Annotated in this window: 14 protein-coding genes and 4 pseudogenes; 7 read left to right on the forward strand and 11 right to left on the reverse strand. The window is 44.0% G+C overall.

The window, feature by feature from the left end; genetic code table 11:
* Positions 1 to 257: 257 nt before the first annotated feature.
* From BLT35_RS07740 to BLT35_RS26425, 3 genes and pseudogenes are all read right to left on the reverse strand, one after another.
* A pseudogene (locus tag BLT35_RS07740) lies at positions 258 to 526 on the reverse strand (ATP-binding protein); the annotation flags it as partial.
* Positions 527 to 892: 366 nt separating this feature from the next.
* Positions 893 to 1,295: pseudogene (locus BLT35_RS07745) on the reverse strand (transposase); the annotation flags it as partial.
* Positions 1,296 to 1,684: 389 nt separating this feature from the next.
* On the reverse strand, positions 1,685 to 1,867 hold the full coding sequence (locus BLT35_RS26425; RefSeq protein WP_137671250.1) for a hypothetical protein: 183 nt from the start codon (positions 1,865 to 1,867) through the stop codon (positions 1,685 to 1,687).
* Between the two features lie 338 nt (positions 1,868 to 2,205).
* Here BLT35_RS26425 and BLT35_RS27505 point away from each other — a divergent pair, with 338 nt between their 5' ends.
* Complete coding sequence (locus tag BLT35_RS27505; protein WP_302848190.1) at positions 2,206 to 2,412, forward strand: DUF6431 domain-containing protein; 207 nt, start codon at positions 2,206 to 2,208, stop codon at positions 2,410 to 2,412.
* A gap of 81 nt (positions 2,413 to 2,493) precedes the next feature.
* On the opposite strand, the pseudogene BLT35_RS07755 reads toward BLT35_RS27505, so the two are convergent.
* The 3 genes and pseudogenes from BLT35_RS07755 to BLT35_RS27325 all read right to left on the reverse strand — a co-directional run.
* Positions 2,494 to 2,679, reverse strand: a pseudogene (locus tag BLT35_RS07755) (DUF6444 domain-containing protein); the annotation flags it as partial.
* Complete coding sequence (locus BLT35_RS27320; protein ID WP_217634703.1) at positions 2,676 to 3,062, reverse strand: Druantia anti-phage system protein DruA; 387 nt, start codon at positions 3,060 to 3,062, stop codon at positions 2,676 to 2,678. The pseudogene BLT35_RS07755 and the gene BLT35_RS27320, both read right to left, overlap by 4 nt.
* The gene (locus BLT35_RS27325; protein ID WP_217634704.1) at positions 3,035 to 3,511 is read right to left on the reverse strand and encodes a Druantia anti-phage system protein DruA; all 477 of its coding nucleotides are present in this window, start codon (positions 3,509 to 3,511) and stop codon (positions 3,035 to 3,037) included. The genes BLT35_RS27320 and BLT35_RS27325 overlap by 28 nt, the downstream gene beginning before the upstream one ends.
* Before the next feature lie 90 nt (positions 3,512 to 3,601).
* On the opposite strand from BLT35_RS27325, the gene BLT35_RS07765 reads away from it, so the two are divergent.
* From BLT35_RS07765 to BLT35_RS07775, 3 genes are read left to right on the forward strand one after another with little or no spacing between them, the layout of a single operon-like run.
* Positions 3,602 to 5,179, forward strand: a complete 1,578-nt coding sequence (locus BLT35_RS07765) for a spore germination protein (RefSeq protein ID WP_217634705.1) — start codon at positions 3,602 to 3,604, stop codon at positions 5,177 to 5,179.
* 15 nt (positions 5,180 to 5,194) lie between these two features.
* Positions 5,195 to 6,322 carry a Ger(x)C family spore germination protein gene (locus tag BLT35_RS07770; RefSeq protein WP_074727455.1) on the forward strand — a complete coding sequence of 376 codons (1,128 nt, stop codon included), beginning with the start codon at positions 5,195 to 5,197 and terminating at the stop codon, positions 6,320 to 6,322.
* Positions 6,323 to 6,338: 16 nt separating this feature from the next.
* Positions 6,339 to 7,436, forward strand: a complete 1,098-nt coding sequence (locus tag BLT35_RS07775) for a GerAB/ArcD/ProY family transporter (RefSeq protein ID WP_062410532.1) — start codon at positions 6,339 to 6,341, stop codon at positions 7,434 to 7,436.
* A gap of 325 nt (positions 7,437 to 7,761) precedes the next feature.
* Here BLT35_RS07775 and BLT35_RS07780 read toward each other — a convergent pair.
* A pseudogene (locus tag BLT35_RS07780) lies at positions 7,762 to 7,998 on the reverse strand (ATP-binding protein); the annotation flags it as partial.
* Between BLT35_RS07780 and BLT35_RS26855 the strand changes: the two are divergent.
* Entirely contained in the window at positions 7,991 to 8,179 is a 189-nt protein-coding gene (locus BLT35_RS26855; RefSeq protein ID WP_175471953.1) for a hypothetical protein, read from the forward strand. The pseudogene BLT35_RS07780 and the gene BLT35_RS26855 overlap by 8 nt on opposite strands.
* Positions 8,180 to 8,251: 72 nt before the next feature.
* On the opposite strand, the gene BLT35_RS07785 is transcribed toward BLT35_RS26855, so the two are convergent.
* From BLT35_RS07785 to BLT35_RS07800, 4 genes are all read right to left on the reverse strand, one after another.
* A complete protein-coding gene (locus BLT35_RS07785) occupies positions 8,252 to 10,699 on the reverse strand; it encodes a DEAD/DEAH box helicase family protein (protein WP_074727456.1) in 2,448 nt (815 codons plus the stop codon).
* Positions 10,680 to 11,009 carry a nucleoside triphosphate pyrophosphohydrolase gene (locus BLT35_RS07790; RefSeq protein ID WP_054820274.1) on the reverse strand — a complete coding sequence of 110 codons (330 nt, stop codon included), beginning with the start codon at positions 11,007 to 11,009 and terminating at the stop codon, positions 10,680 to 10,682. The genes BLT35_RS07785 and BLT35_RS07790 overlap by 20 nt, the downstream gene beginning before the upstream one ends.
* A 142-nt stretch (positions 11,010 to 11,151) precedes the next feature.
* The gene (locus BLT35_RS07795; protein WP_074727457.1) at positions 11,152 to 11,715 is read right to left on the reverse strand and encodes a hypothetical protein; all 564 of its coding nucleotides are present in this window, start codon (positions 11,713 to 11,715) and stop codon (positions 11,152 to 11,154) included.
* Positions 11,716 to 11,757: 42 nt separating this feature from the next.
* Positions 11,758 to 12,477: a uracil-DNA glycosylase family protein gene (locus BLT35_RS07800; RefSeq protein WP_074727458.1), complete on the reverse strand. Its 720-nt coding sequence runs from the start codon at positions 12,475 to 12,477 to the stop codon at positions 11,758 to 11,760.
* 287 nt (positions 12,478 to 12,764) lie between these two features.
* Here BLT35_RS07800 and BLT35_RS07805 point away from each other — a divergent pair, with 287 nt between their 5' ends.
* Both BLT35_RS07805 and BLT35_RS07810 read left to right on the forward strand, forming a co-directional pair.
* Positions 12,765 to 13,139, forward strand: coding sequence for a BlaI/MecI/CopY family transcriptional regulator (locus BLT35_RS07805; RefSeq protein ID WP_054820277.1), 375 nt, complete (start codon positions 12,765 to 12,767; stop codon positions 13,137 to 13,139).
* A gap of 9 nt (positions 13,140 to 13,148) precedes the next feature.
* The gene (locus BLT35_RS07810) at positions 13,149 to 14,876 is read left to right on the forward strand and encodes a M56 family metallopeptidase (protein ID WP_074727459.1); all 1,728 of its coding nucleotides are present in this window, start codon (positions 13,149 to 13,151) and stop codon (positions 14,874 to 14,876) included.
* Positions 14,877 to 15,439 lie beyond the last annotated feature (563 nt).

Consider the following 15,439-nt stretch of genomic DNA (forward strand, 5'->3'; position numbering starts at 1 on the left):
CCTCTTATCGTGGAGCATAAAAGACCCGCGCCATTTGCATGCCGTCCCGCAGTCCGGCACGGTACATCCATTTCTTTTCAATCGTATGTCGTATGTCGGTAATTCAACGTTTCCTCCCATTCGAGGATGAGCTTGAACTGCGCGGAGGTCAATTCCTGTTTTAAATGTTGCTCGATTTCAGACTGCTTGTTTTTCGCAAGAGAAAAATGCTAATTTCGGCAGCGAAAAATGCCGACAGACACTTGCCAGTAGAATCATCAACCCGGAATTCGTTCCATCGCCTGTTTCAGACGGAAACTATCCCCGGTAAACGAGAGAATGTGAGCGTGGTGTACAAGCCGGTCTACCAGCGCTGACGTCAATTTCGTGTCCCCAAAATACTCGTCCATTGTCCAAATTCCAGATTAGACGTCACAATCACGCTTTGCCGTTCATAACAATCCGCAATCACGTTAAACAGTAGTTCTGAGCCCGTTTGGCTGAACGGGACGTATCCCATCTCATCGAGAATCAGCAAATCCATCTTCCTCAGCTTCTCCCGAAACTTACTGCTATTACCCTAATCTTAATGTTTTCTTCATTTGTCCGATCACCAAGCTTCTCATATCTTGCTTTGAAATTTTCAACAATTTGACTTTCCATTTTTTTACACACCCACATACAAACTTAATCAATTCCCTATAAATTGTCAAACATTGATTTTGATTAAAATGGTCTTATAAAACATATCTAGAAGGTTATATGTGTTAAATATAGGGGTATAGAGCAGTTCGTTATATTAAGGTTGATAACTAAATTAGTGCGTTTTGGTGCGAGTCCCAAAGTAAAAAACGCCTAGAAACCGCACCATGCACCGATTTCTAGGCATTATTGAGAAAGTGAAGCTAGGACACGATACGTCAATGCCGTACAGATCCCGCATATGATCTTCAATGTCTCGAGTAGACATGCCTTTCGCGTAGAGGCCAATAATCTGCTCCTCTAAGCCATTGAGGGTCGTTTCGTGCTTTTTGATAACTTGAGGCTCAAACTCACTGTTTCGATCACGTGGTATCTGCAGTTCGGTGTTGCCAAACTTTGTTTTGATGGTCTTTTTACTGTAGCCGTTCCGACTGTTGCCTGTTAGATCGCCTTCAGAACTGTGCTTGATGTAGCCTAAATGGTTGTCTATTTCGGCTTCAAACAACTGGCTGTAGGGTGTCGCGACACATATTCTTTAGCATCTCATGAACATCTTCAACCGTCCGGCAATCCTTAGCTAATTCCTTCAATGTCTTGTCTTTTGCATCTTGCATAAATGATCATCTCCCTAATGGAAAGTTTAACCATTTACACAAGTACGTTCTCAGTAGCTCCTTCAAATAGAAGGGGCTTTCTCGTCAATCTGACCAGCACCTTGTCCTGGTGTTACTGCTAGGGCCATATGCTTTAATTCTAAAATCTACCTTCACGAATCCACGAACGCAATCTAAATAACCAAAAGATTATTATCGAAGTCCATATAATTATATAGACTGTTCCTTTGATGACCTGATCATTATTCATAACAATGTAAATAACACCTATAATATCTATCAATAACATGATTCCTATGGAGATAAAAGCAAGAGAGCGCCATAATGTTGATCTATCCATAAGAATGCTCTCCTTCCTTCTGTTATTTGATACAAAGGTCAATACTTACTTAAAATCCGCTAACTACACTTACACCCCAACTTGGGTCAGAGTTATCCCAGTTATTAAAATTCGTAATCAAGCTGCGTGCATTGTTTTGGTAGGTAACCGCAGTATTACTTAACTGAGCTCTAGCAACTGTAGTATAAGTGGATGCTAAAAGCAATTTTTTCTTACCAAAAATCTTATTCAATAACAAAACCTCCACGTATGTTTTTTTGTAACAAATTCAATTATGTGCAATATATGTATAAATTGTAATAGTCAATACATACTAAATATAGTAATGTTGCCGCTGAATCATAATGCCCAATAGCTGACTGAATTGCCTGTCCAGGGATTGACGAATATAATGACCGTATCACAGTAAAGGAAAAGGATGCCCCCATAAACGTGTACCTGTTCGAGCAGGTTCACTGGAGACATCCTCACACAAAAATTCAACATGGTCATTGTATCAAATTATGAGCTGGTTGAGAAGATTACCGGCGTTTTTTGTTAGGTGTGTGGAAGTGGTTCCCTGCCCCTGTTGTGGGGAGTCGGAAAAGAATCAGTAGGAATGCTACGGGAGAAGTCAAGGTGTTATCGCTTCGAAGATTACACTGTACCGGTTGTTGTAAGATACATCATGAGCTACCGGACTTTTTAGTTCCTTACAAGCGTTACGAATCTACTTGTATAGAAGAAGTGGTCTCTTTAGTGCCTTTCCTTTCTAATAGCTCCCGTTCCTTGTCGTAAAAACTCATTCTTATACTTTTGTTCATCCATTCCACGGTCTCTCTACCGCCCCGGTTCAATATGGTCCAAGTTCGGTTTCTTGAATCCGTCCGATGATGGCGGTTTACCGGAATTGCGGCTATTTTGATTCAATTGGTTTTCAAGTGTTTTGACTCGTTCTTTCAATTCATGGATTTCGGCGGTGAATTCCCGAATTAACCCTTGAACCAAATTGACGACGGCATCGGGACCAGCTTCATACACTTTCAGAATATCTTCGCGTTTCATCGGAGAGCACCGGATACAGATACACATCTTTGACTCGAGACTTGGAATAGACGCTGCGTGTCGTTGCGGCTGCGCCCCTGCGTCTGTCCGACGCGAATCCAATTGGCAGCCCGGTAACAGACGCCGCGAAACCGCTCTTGATCGACGAAGGTTTCGAGCATATAGATGGGATGTCCATACTTGTACATCCAGTCGTCGCTAACGCGTTTGGCGATGGCAGCGAGAATGTGACTGGCCAAATGAGGAACACGGACCCATGGCAGAATGAGAAATCTCATGTTGTTTGTGATGAATGGCAGAGCCTCTTGCCGAGCAGCCGCATTCCAGCCGATCCACTGATCGCGTAAGCGACCTTCTACGCGGCGGAACCGAAGAGCAGACAAGCAAGCGGACGCTGCTGCCGATCGAAGACGAGGTATTTCATATTCTCGCCGACGGTACCGCTGAAGCCGAGGTAATGGTATTCCGCCAGCAGATGTTTGAACAGGCGGGACATGGCCTTCTCACGAACCGCCTCGATACGCAGAGGTGTCAATTCGCGCAGCGTACACACAATGTCATATGTGGAATGGGGGACAGAGCGAAGATGTCTGACCGCATTTCCAACACCAACCGAACGTGGTGGCGGGAGCGTGATCTGTCCCATTCGCTCTAATTTAAGAAGCATGGTCCGACAAGCCATGTCTTTGAGTTGACCATTGGCATTCACCCAGTTCCACGCTATACAAATTTCCTGGGAAAGGCGGCTTCGATGCCAGTCTGGATGATCCGCGATAAGACCGCTGATCCATTCGATATTTTCTTGAGCAAGGTTTCGTCCTTGAATCTTCATGGTTCGAGTTTAAAACAAAATCCCGCTGAGTCCAGCAGGGATTTAAGGGGTACCTGAATAGTTACCCATTTTTAGGGAATATTATTATTGGTGATTCCCTTGATTAAATGGATAAAAAGTAAAATAAAGTATCAAAAAGAAATACGCAGACAACCTGAGATAGAAGAGCAGTTCATATCTGCTACATTATCTGATAATGTTTCTTTTTTAACAAAACTATATCAAGAAAGCTCCGATATTGTTTTTCGATCTTTTTCAATCGGTAAAAATCAAGATGTAGAAGCTTTTTTTGTGGCAGTCGACGGTCTGTTCGATAAAACGATGGTAAATGAACATGTTCTAAAACCGCTAATGAGTCTTAGTCTTCAAGAAGGAAATGAATCTGATCTTCTTAAGCATATTGAGAATACCGTAATTAACATAAGCAGTATAAAAAAAGAAAGTTCAATGAAAAAAAGTACCGCGCAGTTAATGAAAGGGGATTCACTTCTATTCATTAATGGGTTAAACGAAGCTTTGGTTCTGGGAGTGCGGGCCTGGGAAAGCAGAGGCATTGAGGAACCGGTAACGGAAACCACTGTGCGCGGACCAAGGGAAGGGTTCGTTGAAACCCTTCGTATCAATACATCCATGCTGCGGCGCCGGATTCATCATCCCAAGCTGCAGATTACCCAAATGGTTGTGGGCGAGGTTACACAAACTGAAGTAGCAATCGCATATATTGATGACATTGTCTCGCCTGGAATTGTAGAAGAAGTTAAGAAACGACTCCAGCGTATTCGAATTGACGCCGTATTGGAAAGCGGTTATATCGAAGCATTTATCGAAGATGTTCCCTTCTCAATATTTCCTACGGTCGCCAATACTGAAAGACCGGATGTCGTTGCCGCACGGTTGCTTGAAGGAAGAGTAGCTATATTTGTGGAAGGAAGTACCACGGTATTGGTCATTCCTCATCTTATGTTTGAATCGTTTCAGTCTTCAGAAGATTATTATTCGCGTCCCTATTATGCAACCATCATCCGCTTGCTCAGACTGGCCGGTTTCTTGGTAACCACTCTTTCACCGGGTGCATATGTGGCATTTCAGGATTTTCATAAGGAGATATTCCCAACTGAATTATTAATCAGCATTGCTGCATCCAGAGAAGGTGTGCCGTTCCCTTTGGCCATAGAAGTGTTATTAATGCTCATTACATTTGAATGGCTTAGAGAAGCAGGAGTTCGAATGCCAAGACCGGTCGGACAGGCTGTCTCCATTGTGGGTGCCTTGGTGATCGGTGAAGCGGCGGTCAATGCAGGTCTTGTCGGAGCACCGACAGTAATAGTTATTGCTGTTTCTGCAATTACCGGGTTTCTGGTCACCGGTCTTGCCGATGTCGCGGCAATACTTCGGTTTCTATATTTGTTCGCTGCGGGAACATTCGGGCTATACGGTATGATCTTAATCGTTGCTGCATTGATGCTTCACGTAGCATCCCTTCGTTCCTTCGGCATTCCATATATGTCCCCTTTGTTTCCGATTACATGGAGCGGATGGAAGGACTTATTTATTCGAACTCCATTGTGGGCTCTAAATCGGCGTCCCGAAGTTTTAAATACAGTAAATGAAATTCGACAAGCCGAAGGACAGAGACCTCATCCTCCGAAAAATTACGAAAATGATTAAAGGAGTGCGAAATAAATGAGAATTTCGGGTGGGGTCTTTCTTATTATTTCTATACTTGTATTAACAGGATGTTGGGGTAGGTCTGAATTGAAGGATGTTGGAATTGTTGCTGCAGTCGGCATTGATGTAAAAGATGAAAATAAATTTGAGGCCACGACTCAGGTAGTGAAACCCGGCGAGGTGAAAAAGAACAAATCAGGTGCGGTACTTGTGAATAGTGCTACTGGCTTTACCGTTTTTGAAGCGGTACGCGATTTAATTATAAAAGGGGGAAAAAAACAAATCTGGCACCATATTAATGCCTATATTATAGGTGAAGAAGCTGCCAAGACCGGAGTTCGCCCCCGCATTGATTTTTTGGCCCGAGATCACGAACCCCGTTTTCGCATGAATGTTTTTGTCACAAAGGGCAAGGCCAAGGATCTCTTAAACATGAAAAGCAATATCAATCCCATTCCTGCCGCCGCAATGCAGCTTGCCTTGGAAGAACAAGAAAGCTTGGCCAAGGCGCCGAAAGTGGAATTGCATGATTTTATTCAAAAATTAATGGAACCATACGAAGATCCTTATCTTCCAATAATACGGAATGGAAAGCAAAATTTTGAAATTTTCGGCACGGCGGTTTTTAAAGACGACAAAATGGTGGGAGAGTTAAATTCAAAGGAAACGAGGGGGATGTTAAGAGTAGTAGGTGAAGTTCAGGGTGGACTTCAAGTGGTCCAATATAAACCCGGGAATGATGAAGTGCCGAATTATCTTTCTATAGAGATTAAAAAATCTCAATCGTCTATGCGGAGTCAGGTGATGGATAATAAACCCAAAATCATTATAGAGATTAATGAGACGGGATTCCTAGGCAGTATAACCAGGCCATTGGAACTAAATGATACGACAATAAAGTCAATTGAACAATCCTATGCACAGACGGTTAAAAAAGAAGTCGAACATGCGATAAGAAAAATTCAAAAAGAATTAAAAGCAAATATTTTCGGATTCGCAGGAGTCATTAACCGTCAAGATAAACAGTACTGGAAAAATCATCATCAGCACTGGGAAACGATATATCCCTCCATTGAAGTGGATGTTCGTGTGAAAACCCACCTTCCTAAAAATGGGTTAATTAATAATAACCCTGGAAAATAAAATCAGGTGAGACGATATGCAATTTATTTCCTACCGACAGTCCGTCTTTTTGCTTTCAATGATTTTGCCTGTTATGGGCCATATGGTACTTTTGCATACTATGTTTCTCTTGTCCGGAAGAGATGCATGGGCGGCCATTTTATGTACAATTCCCATTGGCTTATTATTTGGCTTTATTTTATTTCGTCTTCATAAGCTGTACCCGTCAAAAACGCTTGTTGAGTTGTCGGAGCTGGGGTTCGGCACCATTTTGGGAAAAGCTCTTTCACTGGCATTCCTGGTCTATTTTATGTATATGTTAGTGATTACACTCTACGCATTACTCGATTTTATCCAAGTAGTTTTTTTGCCGGAAACACCTAGTTGGGCTTTGGGGGCAGCTTTTTATCTTGTGGTATTGTATGCAGTTCATACAGGAATCGAAAGTATAGCGCGCATAAGTGAAATTTTACTGTTAATTATTATTTTTACCGGAGTATCAATAGGAATTGCAACGATACCGGAAAAAGATCACCAAAATCTGTTTCCTTTATTCGAGCAAGGGTTGATGCCTCTGATGAGCGGCATGTTAGTAACTACAGCCTTGTTCGGGGAATTTATCATACTGCTGATGCTGAAGTTAAAAAAAGATCACGCTAAATCGAAATCGTTGTTTTTTACCAACTCCGTATTCGTTTTACTCATTACATTCATGTTTCTAGGGACCATCTCGAGTACTCTAATGATTTTCGGTCTGGAACAAGTTAAGAATCTTGAATATGCGGCTCAAAGCGTCGTTAGAATGGTAAAGTTCGGATTTATTGAACGTTTTGATGTCTATGGTATAGCCGTCATGGTTTTAGGTTGTGTAATAAGGATGTCAACATTCCAGATTGTTCTGAATAACGGAATTCGCCAATGGTTAGGACTTAAAAAAGAGTGGGCGGTGCATCTGGCAATCACAATTGCGGTGTTCGTTATCACCTTTGCAGGCATTGAAAATCATCGCCATTTCGACGATCTTTACGTTACAACGCTTTACCCGTTATCGGCGACAGTCTCTGTGGCAATTCCAGTATTAGTCTGGATTGTTTTAGAACTAAAAAATATATTAAACAGGCAGGGAACAGGGTAAGTCCATTTTACTTTTACTCACTATGCAATGCCTATGTATACCCATGACCACGCCACTTATATTCGCCAGATGCACGAATGGCACATGAAAATGTCACGTTACCACGATCAATTGAGAGCTCATCATTTGGAAAGAGCAAAGCACTGGAGTTGTCAAAAAAAGTGCAGTTTGAAAACACCCTCATACTGAAATCCCATTACTAAGCGGCTTGTGCCAGCATTCTTTCGCGATAAATAGCCGGGGGCCAGCCCCCTGGATTAGAGGTGTAGATCTGCCTGTAACCGTCAAGACCTTTTGAACAATTTTTGCTAATTAATTTTGAACACTAAGCGTTCTGAAAAATCGTCTGCCGATACTTCAAGCGATAGCTGTCTCCGTTCAGCTGAATCACCTCGCTTTTGTGCAGGATTCGGTCAAGGATCGCCGTTGTAATGGCCTGATTCCCCAAGAGTTCGCCCCAATCTTCGGGGCCTTTGTTGGAAGTTAAAATAATCGATGTTTGACCATAAAGCTTGTTGATGAACTGAAAGAACATGTTCGCTTCATTTCGGTCCATGGCCATGGGTTATGTTGTACAATTAATTGTACATGATAATTTTATAACTGCTATCCAAGACAAAACACAAGATGAAGTTCTAATTTCCAATGCAAAAAAATTCAGACAATCCTATTTGGAAGGTTTGTCGAATCTTGATGCTGACTTACCAAGCGAACTAATGAAAAATAAGGAGAATAAAGAATAGTAAAAAAGGGGATTGCCAACATCCAGCGGCAAATCTCCTTTTTTCGGTAGGTAATAACCTCCATTCCACATATCATAGATGAGCTCCCCGCTTTTCCTCTTTTCGCTCGAAATGATGATGCAACCTATACAGACAAATCTCCTTCGTCCACCGGTGCAGTATGGATAGATGCTCAGGAGCAGGTTCGAATCTTAGACTAAACACACCATCCTCGAAGCGGGTCATACTTCCTTTAGCCGAGCCCCATTTCGTCATTGGCATCCGCTCAATGAGCTGGCTAACGCCGATCTCATTGTATTCCCAGAGTCGCTTCGAATCCTTATCGGAGAAATCGATTCGCCTCCGGTATTCCTTTTCTGTTAGATAGCTGTGAAAGAATGGCCCTACCTCCTGAGAAGTAACCGGTTCTGCCCAATGCTCAGGCCCACGCTCGAGCATATACAGGAGCACGATCATTTTATAACTCTTGGTCATGACGGTCTTCTCGACATCGCGTATCCAAGCCTCATATCGATAATAGATGTCCTCTTCTTCCTTCGTTAAGCACTCGGCCCAGAGGAGAAAGCCGATATAAGAACCGAATTCATTCCGATATTCCCAGCTGTTCGAGCTCCCATGAAGATGAAGCTCCAGATAGGTAGGGATTCGACCAAGCTCATTCTTGAGATCCAGGAAAGAACGGTGTAGACGCTCGCGATGCGGCAGCTTCTTACGGCTTAATTCGTCCAGCAGATTAATAACAGACGTCTCCAAATGGAGCTCGCATCCATCCGGTACCGTCGGGATGACCGGTTCCTTGGCCGTTCTCTTTCCTTCACCGTCATTAGCGAATAATCGCAGCTTCACGTCTGCATTACGATAATTTCCGATGAGGTCAATGATTGTGCAGTGCGTCTTTTGCTCTGATAACCGCAGTCCTCGGCCAACCTGCTGTGTAAATACGGTTAAGGATTCGGTCGGTCGGACAAAGAGCAGCGTATCGACACTAGGAATATCTACTCCCTCATTGAACAAATCCACCGTAAATATGATTTCTAAATCTCCTCTATCCAGACGGTCTATTGCCTCTCCCCTCGTAATTCCTACGGCACCAGAGTGAAGGCTGACTGCAGCTACTCCTCTGTCTTGAAAATACCCCGCCAAAAAATCCGCTTGTCGGATTGATGAGCAAAAGCCAATCGTCCGTGTTTGCTTATGCTCTCTCCAGGCATCGTAGATCTTGTCAGCCAGCGACTCTCTCAACTGAGCTGCAGTCAACTGCTCGTCATCATAATGCGTTCCAAGCCATCGGATGGATGAATAATCTGTATCGTCATAGACCCCATAGTATTGGAACGGGGACAACCAGCCGCGACGGATGGCTTCAATGAAATGAATTTGGTAGGCGACGTTGCCATCACAAAGCGCATACACATCCTTCCCGTCCATTCGGTCTGGGGTAGCTGTGATACCTAGTAGAAATTTCGGCTCAAAATACTGGATAACCGATTGGTATGAGTTTGCAGCTGCATGATGGAATTCGTCCACCACGATAAGATCAAATCCGTCCGGTGCGAACGATTCACGATGCTTCTTCATCCCAAGCGTGTAGATGGAAGCAAAAACGCAATCCGCGTTCCCTTCTTTTTTTACACCATTATAGATACCGAAAGTTTTGTCCGGCATGATGCGCTGGAATGACCGTTTGGCTTGATAGAGAATTTCTTCTCGATGCGCAATGAACAGTACGCGTTGAAAACGCTGAGCGAAAAAGCCCGCAAGATAGGTTTTTCCGAGTCCGGTGGCCATCACGACCATGGCCTTGTCATATTCTTCTTCTAACGTTCTCTCTAGCGCGTCAAGAGCATCAATCTGAGCAAAACGTGGATGAATCGAAGCTTGTTCGTCTTCCGGAACCTTATCCTCTACAGGATCGCTGGCGTTTTCGGTTCGGTACTCATTCTCCTCCATCTCGGTGATCATTCGAATTAGCTCTGGATTTTTGCGATGGTACGTCCGATATTCCGCTTCATACAGAGCAATGGTGTTGTCATTGAGCGGCAGCGTAGAATCGTGATAAAAGTTTTGCATAAACTTCTCTAATGCCACTTGGAACGTATAAGGCTCGGCCTTTGCATTCATAGCCAGGTTCCACTCCATCCCCATTCTCATGGCGGACATGGAGAAGTTAGAGGAGCCAACAATAAGGAGCCCTTCACCGTTTTCGTAGTCAAACAAATAGGCTTTGGGATGAAAGGATGTTCCCATACTACGCCATAGCCTTGCCTCCAGCCGAGGATCAATATCACGTAATGCCTGCAACCCCTCCGGCTGCGTAACGAACAAATAATCCCCAGCGAGAACCTTAACCTCAGCTCCCCGTTCGATTGCACCTTTCAAATGGGGCGCGAGCAATCGTACTCCTGACTGCATAATGAACGAAGTCATAATATAGATTCCGGAAGCATTCTGCATCCCGGTGATTAGATCATCTGCTAAGTTTTCCGTAATCAGCTTGACATTAAGCGTTGTCGTCGACATCGATTAGATACACCCGTTTCTGGAATCCGCCTCGAGCTTCCGCCTTCTTCTCTCTCAGGGCTTCAAGCTCTTCCCATGTTGCTCCATGCACAACCGCCAATGCCCGGATGACCTCAAGCATATCTGCAAGCTCTTCCAACGACTCCTTCGAACTCTCAGCAGCAAAGTATTCCTCCGACTCTTCCTTCAGCTTTAGTATCAACTCTTTCTTATACTCTTCCTCATCCAAGATCCGCGTGCGAAATTCTTTGCCTGTAGCTTCAATGACTTGGGGAATCAGATCCCGAACTAGCTTATTGTATACCGGCATAGATTCTCATCCTTTACATGGTTAATTATGTATCTTTATTTTATCATAACTGAAGAGCATAAAGGCTCTAGTGAATAGAGGGTTATATAAGATGTCTTCTATGTTTAACCTAGCTCATAAACCTAGATTTGTCCCCTACTCCCTACTCTATTTCTACAATATAAAATTTACTTTGAGCATTTAAGTCCTTCCAGTCAATCGCATAGCTACCCGATAGCGAAATGGATTCTTCATCTTTGCCGGAACCCGTAGGTTTGTAGATGTTCCCGTAAACCGCATACTCTTCCCTGAAAAACTTGTAGATGCCTCTATTATTTGTCCCTTGGTAAAAGGGTTTGTCGGATACCAGTGCAACACAAGCTGTCTTAGCGAATCCTAGAGCCTTCAGCTGCTCCATGAATTTTATATCCTTCACAAAGGAATACATTTGTTCAGGATACTGTCCCTTTAAAGGGCATTTCAGCTCAATTGCATACTTCTCCGTGTAATCCTTCGTAAATATTGAGATGTCGATTTCCTTTTTAATGGTGCTGGATTGGCTTGAAAAATACGAAACATTACGCTCAAACTGAACTTTATATTGAGGGAGCCTTTCTCGTAAGTAAATCCCCAACTCGTACTGTAAGCTGAATTCGTTGTATACTTCGATTCTATGATCTTGTACATGCTGAAAAAAGCTTGAAATCATCGTTTTCAGTGCCAACATCTGGACCAACTCCTATGCAAAAATGAACCAATCCTTTCATTTCTAGATTGACATTCTATCATCGTATGGACTTTCCAGGTAACGCTTGATTCGCAGCCAGTCCAACTTTTGCTGTTCGAATGGTCTGTTTCTTCGTCCTAAACTGCCGCAATGAAATACCGGAAACACAACCGTATTCCCGCTGACCTTGATCGGTGAATCACGTTCGACCAATTCTCTGAATTTTATTCCTTTATACCCATATTCACGCAATAAGGACCTGGTAGCCTTCTCTCCCAGAGTGATTACAACTTTAGGTTGAATAATGTCTTCGATGAGCGGCTTAAGAAATGTGGACACGCAATTTCGAAACCACGATCCTCTCACTTTACCTGCTAAACCGCCTTTTGTTTTCATACACAATATCGCATTGGTAAAAAATAAATCCTCGTGTCTGTTTCTTGCAGTACGCTCGTCAATGTCCACACCAGCGATATTCAACAATTGAACCAATGCGCGGTTCGTCGCACTTTCTTCTACGTTGGATTTCCCTTTTTGTCCAACCAGTGTGTTGAAATCTCCCCAATCCTGTCCAACAACCATTATTTTGGCATCCAGACTGCCTTGCCACTCTGTCCAGTGGCCGATTTTATTGGTATCAAGGGACTTGTCCTGCACCAGTCCTGGATTTATCAGCTCGCATTGCGCAGGATCACATATCGTGCATTTTTTCCGTTGATTGACTAGTGCTTTATAAGCGATTTGTTTGTTCGTATTACTCATATGATCGCTCCTTTCCTCAGGTATCCGTCATTTCCTCAATCAAGCTACCTAAATGATAGCATTTGTAGACAGATCAGTTCACGCCTATCTCAAAGCTTCAGTAAATAAATTCCGTTGTAAAAGCAGACTCAGCAGGAGCCAGTTAGGTTTGGCTTTCCCCCACTACAAATCGTCCTAAATCCCCTCTCCCTTGACACCCACTACACCATGTAGTAAATTATAATCACTACATAGTGTAGTAATTCATTTCGTTATGGACGCATAACGACTGTAGTGAGGTGTTCACCGTGAACCAAGTTCAGAAGCTATCGGATACGGAAATGGAACTCATGGAGGTGATCTGGGAGTGTGAGCCTCCTGTCACATCGACGGAATTGCTGCGGATTTTTGCGGGGCGGGGCAAAGCGTGGAAGGCCCAGACGATCTCTACCTTCCTGTCGCGTCTGGTGGATAAAGGGGCACTGGAAGCCACAAGGCATGGCCGAACGAACATGTATACGCCCCTGATCTCACCGGAAGATTACAAGCTGGCCGAGACGCAGCATGTACTGGACGGATTATACCAGGGATCGGTGAAGAACCTAATCGCTGCCTTATATGACGGCGACAAGCTTTCGGATGAAGATATTAAAGAGCTGAAGCAATGGTTTTCCGGAAAGTAGGTGCAGCCCATGAATACCATTCTTGAACTACTGATTACGCTGAATGCCGCCGGAAGCGTCGTCGTAGCTTGTATTCTTATATTGCGGCTCTTGCCCGCCGGCGCCTTCCCGACCAAATGGCGTTATGGACTTAGCAAAATGGCCGTAGGCTTTTTTCTATTCCCCGTAGTCCTAGGTATTCAGTGGATCGTATCGCTGACTTTCAACGCGGCAGCTACCGTCCCGGCTATCGGCGGGCAGCCTTCAACAGTGGAACAAGGGCTATCCGGAACTTATTCAGGGTTCAGTCCGGAACCGCTTATTACGGGGCAGACCATTACAGCTCAAGCAGCTCTATTCCTTATTATCGTATGGGCAACCGGCGTGATCGTTTTTGCAACATGGCAGCTGTACTGCTATCGCAAATTTGTAAGGACACTAGAACATTCACGCACCGCCGTTCCGAGAGACAGCCAGGCAGTTGAACAACTCTCCTTGATTAAAGAACCTCTTGGATTGAAGCGCAACGTTCGGCTTGCTTACAGCTCTGCTCTTCGGAGCCCTGTTCTTATCGGGTTATGGAAACCGACCATCTATCTTCCTAAAGAGAATATCGTTAACGTGAATATGGACATGGTCATGCGTCATGAGCTGATCCATCTGAAACGGAAAGATTTATGGGTCAAGGCCTTCACCCTGGGAGCGTCAGCCTTGCATTGGTTTAACCCCTTCATACACATTCTCCGTAAGGATATTCACACCTGGAGCGAGCTGTCTTGCGATGAAGAAGTTGTCAGAGAGATGTCCCATGCCGAGCGAAAACGGTACGGGGAGACGATTTTGAACGTCATGGCGGGAACAAGGCATTTACCCGTGCGATTTTGCGCCTCCTTATCGGGTGATGGCCAACAATTGAAAAGGAGATTAATGATGATGCTGAATGTAAAGAAACTAAGAAAGAAAACATTATATCTGACGATAACAGCTGTATTTTCCGTTGCCGCAATTAGCACATCCGCAGCGGTATGGGCTGCTCACTATTCGCCAGAAGTCATTCCATATGAGGAAGGTCAGGCTGAGGTTCGACCAAGCGAGCAAATTCCGAAAGCGGCCCCTGCTGGTGCGGTAATTGAGAAGGAACCCAACCCTGCTGAGGCACAGCCAAGTCAAGCTTCTGCTACACTTGTAGCGGAGAATGAATCGGATGAGGAAGTCCAAGTCAAAGAACCTCAACCCGTACCTACACTGGAGCCCGAGCCTGCAACCGAGCCCAAACCTAAAAAAAGTAGCACGAAAGCTCCATCCGTCACTGCTCCCGTCGAATCTTCGGCTAACAACGGATTAAGTGCCATCCAAACTCCATCAACCACGATGGTACCTAAAGAGGAAGATAAACCGGGACTATTCGGCCCTGAACTTCGGCTAATCCCAGAACCAGCTCCGGATAAAGATAGCCGTAATGACAATTCTCATTCAGGCGACATTCCACCGGGAACTTCTATTACAATAAGAAAATTAACTCCTGAAGAAAGTGCTGAATTTAAAGATAGAGAACTTGCAGCAAGAGCTTTGTTGTCTCCTGAAGAACAGGCCGAGTTTGAAGAAGACGATTATGGGCTGCGTCCAGACTCAATACCACCGGGAACCTCCATTACAATAAGGAAATTGACACCTGAAGAAAGCGCTGAATTCAAGGAAAGAGAGCTCGCGGCAAGAGCCTTGCTGTCCCCTGAAGAACAGGCTGAATTTGAGGACTAAAAACAACGAACTCAAGAGAAAAGTTTGCTTTCTAACATGAAGAAGCACTGCCGGGGGGCAGTGCTTCTTTGAGATTATGGATAACACCTTAATTAGTGCTAGAGGTAGTCCATTCAAAATATGCACTTCTTGAATTTGCCTCGTTCGTGCTTGTTTTGATTTGGAAAGTGTGGTTGCTGTAACTGCCTGTGTCAATAACAACCAGCGAATTGCCCTTAATATTCGATCTCCACCACTGGACATTGCTGTTGGTTTGACTTTGAATGCTTAAATTAACGGATGGCATAGTGCCAGGCAAGTCCCCTACGTATATTAATACATATCTATCTGGAGATGGAATAAATGCATGGCCTACGTTTGCTCCTTGGTTCCCATCCTTATTAATTGGCACGGTAACTGGATCGGCTACACTAAGTTGGACAGAAAAAATAAGGGCTTGTAGAATAAACCTATCATCCTAAGGAGCGGATCTCTACAATGCCAAAACACCAACGACGTACCTTTACCTCAGAATTTAAAAAACAAATGGTGGAACTCTATGAAAACGGGAAATCCAGAGCAGC

The organism is Paenibacillus naphthalenovorans (assembly GCF_900099895.1).
Lineage (GTDB): Bacteria > Bacillota > Bacilli > Paenibacillales > NBRC-103111 > Paenibacillus_G > Paenibacillus_G naphthalenovorans.

Coding starts and splice junctions, on each gene's coding strand:
- BLT35_RS27325 (WP_217634704.1), bottom strand. CDS start 3,511: ATGAAGATTCAAGGACGAAACCTTGCTCAAGAAAATATCGAATGGATC.
- BLT35_RS07770 (WP_074727455.1), top strand. CDS start 5,195: ATGAGAATTTCGGGTGGGGTCTTTCTTATTATTTCTATACTTGTATTA.
- BLT35_RS07775 (WP_062410532.1), top strand. CDS start 6,339: ATGCAATTTATTTCCTACCGACAGTCCGTCTTTTTGCTTTCAATGATT.
- BLT35_RS26855 (WP_175471953.1), top strand. CDS start 7,991: ATGGCCATGGGTTATGTTGTACAATTAATTGTACATGATAATTTTATA.
- BLT35_RS07785 (WP_074727456.1), bottom strand. CDS start 10,699: ATGTCGACGACAACGCTTAATGTCAAGCTGATTACGGAAAACTTAGCA.
- BLT35_RS07790 (WP_054820274.1), bottom strand. CDS start 11,009: ATGCCGGTATACAATAAGCTAGTTCGGGATCTGATTCCCCAAGTCATT.
- BLT35_RS07795 (WP_074727457.1), bottom strand. CDS start 11,715: ATGTTGGCACTGAAAACGATGATTTCAAGCTTTTTTCAGCATGTACAA.
- BLT35_RS07800 (WP_074727458.1), bottom strand. CDS start 12,477: ATGAGTAATACGAACAAACAAATCGCTTATAAAGCACTAGTCAATCAA.
- BLT35_RS07810 (WP_074727459.1), top strand. CDS start 13,149: ATGAATACCATTCTTGAACTACTGATTACGCTGAATGCCGCCGGAAGC.